Raw genomic sequence first — 10,570 nt, forward strand, 5'->3', positions numbered from 1 at the left:
GCCGACGCGGCGGTGGCGCGCGCGCAGGCGCAGCGCCCCGACCTGCGGGCCGCGGAGCGGCAGGCGGAGGCGGCGCGCCGCCAGGTGTCCGCGGTGCGGGCCGAGCGGCTGCCGCGCGTCGAGGGGTTCGCCGACGGCGGCGCCATCGGCCGCACGGCGAACCACCTGCTCGGCACCTACACGTGGGGGCTGCAGGTCTCGCTCCCGATCTTCGACGGCTTCCGCCGCGTGGCGCGCGTCGAGGAGACGCTGGCCCAGGCGGGCGAGGCCGACGTGCGCCGGCGCGACCTGCAGGCGCAGGCGGTGGACGAGGTGCGCGGCGCGCTGCGCGACCTGCGCGGCGCGCGCGAGCAGCTGGCCGCCGCCCGCGAGCGGCTGGAGCTCGCCGAGCTCGAGGTCGCGCAGGCGCGCGACCGCTTCCGCGCCGGCGTGGCCGGCAACGCCGACGTGGTGACGGCGTCCGTGTCGCTGAACGGCGCGCGGACCGCCTACGTCGACGCGCTGACGCAGTACCAGTCCGCGCGCGTGGCGCTGGCCCGCGCGCAGGGCGACGTGACGCGGCTGCCGTGAGCGCGCCGACCATGGCCGACGCCCCCGACGACGCGACCGCCGCCCCGCCCCGCCCGACCGGCCCGACCACTCCCGATCTCCGATCCGACCCGCCGATGTCCGCCGCCACCCGTCCCGAGATCGCGCGCCCCGAGCCCGCCGCGCCGACTGGGCCCGCCGCGCCCCCCGCGCCGCCGGCCTCGACTCGACCCGCCTGGCGGCCGCGATCGCGTTCGCCGTCGCCGGCGAGGCGAAGGCGCCGCGCGACCTGGAGGTCGCGCACTACCAGACCTTCGGACGCGAGCCGTTCGGCCAGGCGGCGGGGCCGTTCGCCGAGCGCGGCGACCCGTCGGGGGTGATCGTGCGCGGCGGCTACGTCGTCGCCGAGTGGGGGGACCCCGAGCGCGTCGACATGACGTTCAGCGTGACCAAGAGCTTCCTGTCGACGACCGTGGGGCTGGCGTTCGACCGGGGGCTGATCCGCTCGCTCGACGACCGGGTGCGCGCGTACGTGGGGCCCGTCGTGCTCGCCGCGCGCCCCGACCGCTCGGCCGAGCGCGTGGGGCGCGCGGAGCTGCTCCACCCCTTCGACACGCCGCACAACCGCACGATCACCTGGGACCACCTGCTCCGGCAGACCAGCGACTGGGAGGGGACGCTGTGGGGGAAGCCCGAGTGGGCCGACCGCCCCACGGGGCAGCCCGCCGAGTGGACCACGCGCCCGCGCAAGGCGCCCGGCAGCGCGTACGAGTACAACGACGTGCGCGTGAACGCGCTCGCGCTGGCCGCGACCTCGGTGTGGCGGCGCCCGCTCCCGCAGGTGCTGCGCGAGCAGGTCATGGACCCCATCGGCGCGTCGCCGACGTGGCGCTGGGTGGGGTACGACGACTCGTGGGTGCTGCTCGACGGGCAGGCGGTGCAGAGCGTGTCCGGGGGCGGCCACTGGGGCGGCGGGATGTTCATCAGCGCCCGCGACATGGCGCGCTTCGGCCTCCTGACGCTGCGGCGCGGGCGGTGGCGCGACCGGCAGCTGCTGTCGGAGGAGTGGGTGCGGCGCGCGCTCACCCCGACGCCGGCCCAGACGGACTACGGCTTCATGAACTGGTTCCTGAACACCGACCGGAAGCGGTGGCCGAGCGCGCCGGCGACGGCGTTCGCGCACCTCGGCAACGGCACCAACATCGTGTACGTCGACCCCGAGCACGACCTCGTGGCCGTCGTCCGGTGGATCGAGAACGGGGCGGTGGACGGCTTCCTCCAGCGGCTCCTCGCGGCGGTCGAGAAGCCCTAGCGAGCCGCCGGGCGCGCTTCGGGGTATATTCCCGGATCGCCGGCCGCACCCGGCGCCGGGGCGGCCCCGCCGGGGCCAGGGTCCCAGGCGCCGTCCCGCGTGCGGAGCTGCGGACGAGGTCGCCCGAAACGCGCGCGCCCGTTCCGCCGTCCTTCCGGCGAACGCCCGGCCCAACGCAGCGCCGGCTCACCCGATAGCACCACTAGTGAAGGCAACAGCAACGACCCGCGCGCGCGCCTCGCGCGCCGCCGCCGCGCCCCCGCGCGCGGCCAGCACGGCCCTGGCCCCCGCCTCCCCCTCGCGCCGACGTCGGCGCCGCCGCGGCAGCGGCAGCGGGGAGCCCGCCGAGGAGACGGTCCGACTCACCTCGCTCCCCACGGGGCGCCGCGCCTACGTCGACACGCGCGAGTGGCTCCTCGCCCGCTACGGCAGCGTCTGCGCGTACTGCGGGGGGCGCGTCCCGGCCGACGACATCACCCTCGACCACGTGACGCCGCGCCGCGGGCAGACCGCCTACGACCGGCGCGACAACCTGGTCCTCTCCTGCCGCCCCTGCAACGCGAAGAAGGCCGACCAGCCGATCCTCGCGTACCTCCTGGCCCGCCGCGAGCGCGCGTTCACCCTGCTCCGCTACGGGATGCACCTGAGCCCGATGCTGGTCGACCTCGCCCGCGAGATCGCCGGGCCGGAGCAGGCCGCGCGCGCCGAGCGCCTCGCGGACCCCGACTACCCCTACGCCGACTGAGTCGCGGCCACGGCCGGCGGCCGGGCGCGCCAGCGCTCCAGGGCGTCGGTCGTGGCCAGCATCACGTCGCGGTAGAGCGCGCTCGCCTCGGCGAGCCGCTCGCTGACGGCGGGGTCCTGCCCCGGGAGCCGCTGCGCCTCGTCGAGCAGCGCCAGGAACTGCCGGAGCCCCACGAGCTTCTGCTCGAGCGAGCGCTCCGGCGAGTCGGACGCCATGCGGTAGTAGTCCTTCCGGTCCCCCGGGAGGCCGACGCGCTCCAGCACCCCCTGCTCCACCAGGCGGCGGGCGTCGGTGCTCACGCTCGCCCGGCTCACCCCCAGCCGCTCGGCGATCCCGTCGAGCGACAGCGGCTCGGCGGAGACCAGGAGCAGCCCGAGGATGCGGCCGGCGATCCGCGGCAGCCCGTCGCGCTCGCAGAGGCAGCCCGCGCGCTCGATGAAGGCGGCGATGCAGGGAGAGGAGTCACGATTGCCCATGGCATGATGGTAGGGCGTTCACTATATTCAGTCAAGACTGAACACACTGAACGCTCTCCCCGCTCAGGGGTGCCTCTCATGACCCGTCTCGCCCTCCTCCCCGCCTTCGGGCTGCTGGCCGCGCTCGCCGTCCATCCGGCGGCCGCGCAGTCGCTGGCCGCCCAGCCGCTGACCGGCGCCGGCGCCGTCGCCCCGACGGGCGACGACGTCGCGGCGCGCCCGTTCAAGCCGGGCGAGCGGCTGACCTACGACGTGAAGTTCGGCCCCATCAAGGCCGGCACCGGCAGCATGGAGGTGCGCGGGCTGGAGACGGTGCGCGGCCGCCCGGCCTACCACACGGTCTTCCGCGTGAAGGGCGGCGTCCCGGGGTTCCGCGTCCTCGACGTCTTCGAGAGCTGGTTCGCGCGCGACGACCTGTCGTCGCTGCGCTTCCACAAGGACCAGGACGAGGGGCCGAAGGAGCGCACGTCGCGCTTCGAGATCTTCCCCGAGCGCGCGACGTACGACGACCTGCGCGACGACCGGGGGGAGCTCCCCTCGACCGACCGCCCGCTCGACGACGGCTCGTTCCTCTACTACATCCGCACCGTCCCGCTGGTCGTCGGGCAGACGTACCGCTTCGAGCAGTACTTCAAGCCCGACCGCAACCCGGTCACGATCCGCGTCCTGCGGCGCGAGAAGGTCACGGTGCCGGCGGGGACGTTCGACGCGATCGTCGTGCAGCCGACCATCAAGACGAGCGGCATCTTCGGCGAGGGCGGCAGGGCCGAGGTCTGGATCTCCGACGACGACCGCCGGATCATCCTGCAGCTCAAGTCGAAGCTCTCCTTCGGGTCGCTGAACCTGTACCTGACCGACCACAAGGCCGGGTCGAACTAGGCTCGGCAACCGCCAGGAATCGGATGAGACGGATCAGATCTGATCCGTCTCATCCGATTCCTGGCTCTTACACAGCACGACGCCCCCGCGAGCATCGCGCTCGCGGGGGCGTCGTCGTCACTGCTCCGGCCGGATCAGCCCTTCGGGTCGAGGATCCGCGCGATGCGCTCCGCGGCGCCCTGGAAGTGCAGGCGCGTGGGGCGGTCGCTGGTGCGCGGGATGGCGCGCTGCAGGTCGCTCCGCAGCGTCACCAGCGTGCCGCGCAGGTGCGACTTCGCGTCGTCCGACAGCGGCGCCGGCGGCGTGAAGCCGGGGAAGTTCGGCTGCTGCTGCCCGCCGGCCGGCGTCGGCGGCGGGTTGAGCTTGCGGTCGATCGACGAGAGCATGTCGCTCTGCAGCTCGCGGCGGTACGCGTCGGCGTTCGGCGCGCCGCCGTACGCCTCGGCCCACACGCCGCGGCGCAGGTCGTCGAGCATCGACGCCAGCGAGTAGGCGCGGGCGTCGTTCAGCGCCTCCTGCTCCAGCAGGCGGTTGAGGCGCTGGTCGTCGAGCACCGCGTTCAGGACGCGCGACTGCGCGCCGTTCACGCGGGTGATCATCCCGTTGGCCTCGATGCGGGCGCCGATGGCCGGGTCGATCAGGTACGTCGGCGTGCGGAACACGCTCTCGTTCAGGAAGCGCATCGCCTCCGCCTGGCGCGCGCGCGGGAGCGGCGCGTACACGGCGCCCGGCTGCTCGCCGACCTTGTACTGCACCGTGCCGCCGCCGATCATCGTCGCGACGTGCCCGGCCTCGGTCGCCCACTGGTTGACCGTGCGGTTGTACAGCTCGCGCAGGTCCGAGTTGTCCTCGAGCGGGAGGCGCGTCGCGTCGGCCAGGTAGCCCATCACGCGGCGCAGGTTCTTGTAGCCGAGCGTGGTCGACTTGACCGGGTCGGCGTCGCCCACCGCCTCGGACAGCGTGCCGAAGCCGCCGAACTCGTTGTTCGCCGAGAAGCGGTACCAGGGGATGGTGTCCTGCATCCGCGCCCAGCGGTTCAGCGTCGGGCGCTCCGCCTCGGTCGTGGTCGCGCCGGGGATCGGCTTGTAGCCCCACATGATCGCGAAGTGGTCGTACGGCCCCACCCGCGGGATGATGTACTGCAGCGGGATGCTGTCCTCGGGCTGCGCCACGTAGTTGTAGCGCGAGTAGTCCATGATCGACGGGCTGTGCCCCATCTTCGCGACCCACGTCTTGGAGCGCACGCTGTCGGGGTGGTACGTCGAGCTCCCGATCTGGTCGTGCTGCAGGCCGAGCGTGTGCCCGATCTCGTGCGCGACCACGAACTGCAGCAGGCGCCCGGAGAGCGTGTCGGGCATCGGCAGCTTGCGCGCGCGCGGGTCGATCGCCGCCGCCTGGGTGAAGTACCAGGAGCGGTTGAGGTTCATCACGTTGTGGAACATCCGCACCGACCCGTTCAGGATCTCGCCGGTGCGCGGGTCGTGCACGTTCGGGCCGACGGCGTTCTCGGTCGTCGACGGGAGCCAGCGGATCATCGTGTGGCGGACGTCCTCGGGGCTCCAGTCGGGATCGTTGGCCGGCACCTCGCCGGCGACGATGCCGTTCTTGAAGCCGGCCGCCTCGAACGCCGGCTGCCACTCCTCGATGCCGGCCTTCACCCAGCGCTTGAGCCACTCGGGCGTCGCCGGGTCCACGTAGTACGTGATCGGCTGCTTCGGGTAGCACAGGTCGCCCTCGCGGCGGTCGCTGCACTCCAGGCGGTAGCGCGTGATGAAGCGCTTGCGCACCGAGCGCGGCTCGTTGCTCCCGAAGTCGACGGTCTGGTCGGAGAAGTAGCCGACGCGCTCGTCGAAGCGGCGCGGCAGCATCGGGTTCTCCGGCAGCTTGACCAGCGACCAGTGCGCGAGCACCGACTGCGCCGGGCGCGCCGCGCCGGCCGCGGCGCCGCCGCCCCCGCCGCCGCCCAGCCCGGGCGTCGCCGCCGGGATGCCGGTCTGCGTCGCCTCGATCTCGACGTTGTTCGGGAACGCCGCCACGCGCTCGACGTACGACCGCTGCGGGTCGATGGTGCCGCGGATGGCGGCGATCTCGGGGACCGCGGTGGTGAACAGGCGCGTCACGTCGACGACCGGCGCGCTGTCGGGGCCGAACGCCTCGACGTTGAGCACGGCGATGATCGGCGCGTAGTTCGACGCGCGGACGGCCGCGTACACCGACAGCGAGGTGTCGGCCGAGATGTCGTACTGCGGGGAGCGCACGATGACGCGGTTCCCCTGCCGGTCGAAGCGGAGCGACTGCTCGCCGAACTGGTCGCCGCCGTACGCGCCGAAGCCGCCGCCGGGGAGGTTCGGGTTGGCCGCCGGGGCCGCCGCGTAGCGCCCGATCAGGTACATGTCCTTCCCGAGCTCGCGCCGCGGGATCTCGAACAGGAGGCGCTCGTTCTGCCGGTGCGTGACGAACAGGCCGCGCCGGGTCTGGGTCCCGGGGGTGATCACCCGCGCGTACGGGCGCGGGTGCGCTGGGTCGTGTCGCCGGGGGCGCCGGTGCCCTGCGCCGCGGCCGCGCCGGCGGGGCCGCGCGACGGGGTGGGCGCGTTCGTGGCGGGCGTCGTCGCCGGGCGCGCGCAGGCGCCGAGGACGAGCGCCGCCAGGACGGGAGCTGCTCGCTTCATGGGGTCGATCGGGGAACGAAAGGTAGGGAGGCGGGCACGAGGCGGCCCGTGATACGTAGACGTGCCGCACGACCGGAACGCTGACCCCCCGGCCAGGGGTCCCGTCACCGGCCGCGCGAATATGCATGCGGAACGGACGATTCGGGGGACGGGCCGCGCCTTGACGCGACGCCCGGCGATCCCGATACTGCGCCCATGCCCCGCGCGCAGGTACTCCTCCTTAGCACCGCCCCCGGCCTCGTCATCGGCCGCGGGCTTTCCGTGCTGGGAGGACCCACCGCCTAGGCGCGCGACCCCGCGTCGCGACACGGCCCCTCCCACGAGTGCGTGGGAGGGGCCGTCTTCGTCTCGGCCCGCGCATTCGGGAGCGGCCCTCGCGTTCCACTCCCCTTCCCCGCGAGGCCCCCATGTACCGCAACGCCTTCCGCTTCCGCCCGTCCCCCACCCCGGCCCCCCGGGACCCGCAACGCGAGCCCGAGCCGGCGCAGGAGCCGGTGCCCCAGGCCGACGGGCACCCGTGAACTCTCTCGGTTCAACGGCAAGGAATCGGATGAGACGGATCAGATCTGATCCGTCTCATCCGATTCCTGGCTTTTTCCAAGCTCAGGCCAGCACGGCGCCCGTGCTCGCGTTGGTGACCAGTCGCTCGTAGCGCCCGAGCCAGCCGCGCCGCGGGGTGCGCGCGAACGGGGTGGCTTCGGCCGCGCGCGTGGCGAGCTCGGCGTCCGTTAGCGCGACGTCCAGGCGGCGGGCCTCGCAGTCGATCTCGATCACGTCGCCGTCGCGGAGCAGGCCGATCGCGCCCCCCTCGGCGGCCTCGGGGGAGACGTGGCCGATGCTCAGCCCGCGCGTGGCGCCCGAGAAGCGGCCGTCGGTGACCAGAGCGACCTGCTCGCCGAGGTCGGAGCCCATCAGGAAGCTCGTGAGCGCCAGCATCTCGCGCATGCCGGGACCGCCGCGCGGGCCTTCCTGGCGGACGATGATGACGTCGCCCGGCTGGATCTGGCCGGCGTTGGCGGCGGCGAGGGCGAGCTGCTCCCCCTCGAACACGCGCGCCGGGCCGCGGAAGGCGCGCCGCTCGAGCGGGATCGCGCCGACCTTCACCACCGCGCCCTGCGGCGCCAGCGACCCGTAGAGCGCGCACAGCCCGCCGCGCGCCGAGTGCGGCGTCTCGGCGGTCCGGATGCACTGCGGATTGCAGTTCTGCACCGCCCCCAGCGAGTCGCCGAGCGTCGGCGCGTGCACCGTCGGCGCGTCGAGGTGGAGGACGCCGGGGAGCTTCGCCAGCTCGGCCAGCACCGCGGGGACGCCGCCCGCCTGGTGGACGTCCTGCATGTGCCACTGCCGGTTGCCGTCCCAGGCCGGCGAGATCTTCACCAGGTGCGGCGTCCGCTCGGCGACGTCGTTGAAGCGCGACAGCGGGAACTCGACGTCCGCCTCGTGTGCCAGCGCGAGCACGTGCAGCACCGTGTTCGTCGACCCGCCCATCGCCACGTCGAGCGCGACCGCGTTGTGGATCGCCTGCGCCGTCACCACGTCGCGGAAGCAGACGTCGCGCGCCACGAGGTCCATCACTGTCTGCGCGGCGCGCACCGCCAGCGACTCGCGCTCGGGCGTCTTGGCCAGCGCGGTGCCGTTGCCCGGGAGCGCGATCCCCAGCGCCTCGCACAGGCAGTTCATCGAGTTGGCGGTGAACATCCCGGCGCAGCTGCCGCACGTCGGGCAGGCCTGCGCCTCCAGCTCCAGCAGCCGCGCGTCGTCGATGGTGCCGGCGGCGCGGGCGCCCACGGCCTCGAACACCGACGCGAGGTCCATCGCCTTGCCGGTCTTCAGGTCGCGCCCGGCCGCCATCGGCCCGCCCGACACGAACACCGTCGGCACGTTGGCGCGGGCGGCGCCCATGAGCATCCCGGGGGTGATCTTGTCGCAGTTGGGGATGCAGATCAGCGCGTCGAAGCAGTGCGCCTTCACCATCGTCTCGACCGCGTCGGCGATCAGCTCGCGCGACGGCAGCGAGTAGTGCATCCCCTCGTGCCCCATCACGATCCCGTCGTCGACGCCGATCGTGTTGAACTCGAACGGGATCCCGCCGGCGGCGCGCACGGCCTCCTTCACCAGCCGCCCGAACTCCTGCAGATGGACGTGTCCGGGGACGATGTCGACGTAGGAGTTGCAGACGGCGACGAACGGCTTGTCCCAGTCCTCCGGCTCGCGGAGCTGCCCGGTGGCGCGGAGGAGGCTGCGGTGCGGCGCCCGCTCGGCGCCGCGCTTGATGATGTCGGATCGCATGGACTCGGAGACGGGGCCGGCGGGGACGCGGGTGCGCTCCGACCAATACGCCCCGGCGCACGGGACCGTTAGCCCCTGCCGCCGATCCCGGGGGGCGGACGCCCCCGGCTTGCGGCCCCGTCCGTGCATACGGCCGAGCCATGATCGTCGCCGCGTGGTTCGCGATCGTGGGCGTGGTGCTGGTGCTGACCTCGGTCGTCGGCTCCACGGTCCAGCGGCTCCCGCTGACGACGACGCTCCTCTACCTGGCCATCGGCGCGGCGCTGGGCCCGCTCGGCGTCGGGATGCTGCACCTGGACGCCATCGAGGACGCCCGGATCCTCGAGCGGCTGTCCGAGATCGCGGTCCTGGTCTCGCTGTTCGCCGGGGGGCTCAAGCTGCGGGCGGCGCTGCGCGATCGGCGGTGGGCGACGCCGGTGCGCCTGGCCACGCTGGTCATGGTGCTCACCGTCGGGCTGCTCGCGGTGGCCGGCGTCCTCCTGCTCCGCCTCCCGCTGGGCGCCGCCGTGCTGCTCGGCGCGATCCTGGCGCCGACCGACCCGGTGCTCGCCAGCGACGTGCAGCTCGAGCACGCCGCCGACCGCGACCGCCTGCGCTTCGCCCTCACCGGCGAGGCCGCGCTCAACGACGGCGCCGCCTTCCCGTTCGTCATGCTGGGGCTCGGCCTGCTCGGCGTGCACGACCTCGGCGCCTGGGGATGGCGGTGGCTCGCCGTGGACGTGGTGTGGGCGGGGGCCGCGGGGCTCCTGGTCGGCTACGGACTGGGGTGGGCGGTGAGCCGCGTCGTGCTCTGGCTGCGGCGCGAGCGGCGCGAGGCGCTGGGGCTCGACGACCTGCTCGCGCTGGGCCTGATCGCGCTCGCGTACGGCGCGGCGCTGATGGTGAAGGGGTACGGCTTCCTGGCGGTGTTCGCGGCCGGCTTCGCGCTGCGGCGCGAGGAGCGGCGGGCGACCGAGACGCTCACCGGCGCCGACGCCCCGCCCGACGTCGCGGCGGCCGCGCTGGCGGCGGAGGACGCCGACGAGGTGGCCACGGCGCCCGACACCGCGCCCGCCTACATGGCGCAGGCCGCGCTCGGCTTCACCGAGCAGCTGGAGCGGCTGGCCGAGGTGGCGATCGTGCTGCTGGTCGGCGGGCTGCTGTCGACGCGCACGCTCGCCCCCGAGGCGCTCTGGTTCGTGCCGCTGCTGTTCCTGGTGGTGCGGCCGCTGGCCGTGCTGGTCGGCGCGCCCATGCGCGGCGCGCCGCGGATGCAGCGCGCGCTCACGATGTGGTTCGGCATCCGCGGCGTCGGGTCGATCTACTACTTCGCGTACGCCGTCGAGCACGGGCTGCCGCGCGCGCTCGCCGACCGCATGGCGGGGCTGGTGCTGGCGTGCGTGGCGGCGTCGGTGGTGCTGCACGGGATCTCGGTCACGCCGCTCATGCGGCGCTACGAGGCGCGGAGTTAGCTTGGGCGCATGAGGTGGACGCCGCCGCTCGCCGCGCTGCTCGCGCTGGCCGTCCTCCCCGCCGCGGCCGCGGCGCAGGGGGACCTGCGCGAGGTGCGCATGCGGGCCGAGGGGGCGCCGCGCCCGTCGCCCGGCCGGCCGCCGGCTGGCGTGGCGGCGCCTTGGCTTTCGTGGGGGTGGGGGTGGTCGGGCGTCGCGTGGGGCGTGGCGCCGTCGCCG

The 10,570-nt window shown here is 74.3% G+C and carries 10 protein-coding genes; 6 read left to right on the forward strand and 4 right to left on the reverse strand.

Annotation, left to right across the window (positions count from 1 at the left end; genetic code table 11):
• From PYV61_RS13720 to PYV61_RS13730, 3 genes are all read left to right on the forward strand, one after another.
• The coding region (locus PYV61_RS13720) for a TolC family protein (RefSeq protein WP_275832445.1) at nucleotides 1-570 on the forward strand (570 nt) is incomplete at its 5' end.
• A gap of 334 nt (nucleotides 571-904) precedes the next feature.
• Nucleotides 905-1,840 (forward strand): serine hydrolase, encoded by a 936-nt coding sequence (locus tag PYV61_RS13725; protein WP_275832447.1) that lies wholly within the window; start codon nucleotides 905-907, stop codon nucleotides 1,838-1,840.
• Nucleotides 1,841-2,045: 205 nt separating this feature from the next.
• The gene (locus PYV61_RS13730) at nucleotides 2,046-2,585 is read left to right on the forward strand and encodes an HNH endonuclease signature motif containing protein (RefSeq protein ID WP_275832449.1); all 540 of its coding nucleotides are present in this window, start codon (nucleotides 2,046-2,048) and stop codon (nucleotides 2,583-2,585) included.
• Here PYV61_RS13730 and PYV61_RS13735 read toward each other — a convergent pair.
• Nucleotides 2,573-3,061, reverse strand: a complete 489-nt coding sequence (locus PYV61_RS13735; protein ID WP_275832452.1) for a MarR family transcriptional regulator — start codon at nucleotides 3,059-3,061, stop codon at nucleotides 2,573-2,575. The genes PYV61_RS13730 and PYV61_RS13735 overlap by 13 nt on opposite strands.
• A 78-nt stretch (nucleotides 3,062-3,139) precedes the next feature.
• Here PYV61_RS13735 and PYV61_RS13740 point away from each other — a divergent pair, with 78 nt between their 5' ends.
• On the forward strand, nucleotides 3,140-3,940 hold the full coding sequence (locus PYV61_RS13740; protein WP_275832454.1) for a DUF3108 domain-containing protein: 801 nt from the start codon (nucleotides 3,140-3,142) through the stop codon (nucleotides 3,938-3,940).
• A gap of 134 nt (nucleotides 3,941-4,074) precedes the next feature.
• On the opposite strand, the gene PYV61_RS13745 is transcribed toward PYV61_RS13740, so the two are convergent.
• The 3 genes from PYV61_RS13745 to ilvD all read right to left on the reverse strand — a co-directional run bounded on the left by PYV61_RS13745 (nucleotide 4,075) and on the right by ilvD (nucleotide 8,900).
• Complete coding sequence (locus PYV61_RS13745) at nucleotides 4,075-6,435, reverse strand: zinc-dependent metalloprotease (RefSeq protein WP_275832457.1); 2,361 nt, start codon at nucleotides 6,433-6,435, stop codon at nucleotides 4,075-4,077.
• Nucleotides 6,432-6,611 carry a hypothetical protein gene (locus PYV61_RS13750; RefSeq protein WP_275832459.1) on the reverse strand — a complete coding sequence of 60 codons (180 nt, stop codon included), beginning with the start codon at nucleotides 6,609-6,611 and terminating at the stop codon, nucleotides 6,432-6,434. The genes PYV61_RS13745 and PYV61_RS13750 overlap by 4 nt, the downstream gene beginning before the upstream one ends.
• Nucleotides 6,612-7,214: 603 nt before the next feature.
• Nucleotides 7,215-8,900, reverse strand: a complete 1,686-nt coding sequence (gene ilvD, locus PYV61_RS13755) for a dihydroxy-acid dehydratase (RefSeq protein WP_275832461.1) — start codon at nucleotides 8,898-8,900, stop codon at nucleotides 7,215-7,217.
• Between the two features lie 140 nt (nucleotides 8,901-9,040).
• Between ilvD and PYV61_RS13760 the strand changes: the two genes are divergently transcribed.
• Entirely contained in the window at nucleotides 9,041-10,351 is a 1,311-nt protein-coding gene (locus PYV61_RS13760) for a cation:proton antiporter (RefSeq protein WP_275832463.1), read from the forward strand.
• A gap of 9 nt (nucleotides 10,352-10,360) precedes the next feature.
• Nucleotides 10,361-10,570: hypothetical protein (locus tag PYV61_RS13765; RefSeq protein ID WP_275832465.1), on the forward strand; the 210-nt coding region annotated here is incomplete at its 3' end.

Source organism: Roseisolibacter sp. H3M3-2 (genome assembly GCF_029211165.1).
Classification (GTDB): domain Bacteria; phylum Gemmatimonadota; class Gemmatimonadetes; order Gemmatimonadales; family Gemmatimonadaceae; genus Roseisolibacter.

Excerpts from the sequence above, each read along its gene's own strand:
- PYV61_RS13735 (WP_275832452.1), bottom strand. The coding sequence starts at position 3,061 with ATGGGCAATCGTGACTCCTCTCCCTGCATCGCCGCCTTCATCGAGCGC.
- PYV61_RS13740 (WP_275832454.1), top strand. The coding sequence starts at position 3,140 with ATGACCCGTCTCGCCCTCCTCCCCGCCTTCGGGCTGCTGGCCGCGCTC.
- PYV61_RS13750 (WP_275832459.1), bottom strand. The coding sequence starts at position 6,611 with ATGAAGCGAGCAGCTCCCGTCCTGGCGGCGCTCGTCCTCGGCGCCTGC.
- ilvD (WP_275832461.1), bottom strand. The coding sequence starts at position 8,900 with ATGCGATCCGACATCATCAAGCGCGGCGCCGAGCGGGCGCCGCACCGC.
- PYV61_RS13760 (WP_275832463.1), top strand. The coding sequence starts at position 9,041 with ATGATCGTCGCCGCGTGGTTCGCGATCGTGGGCGTGGTGCTGGTGCTG.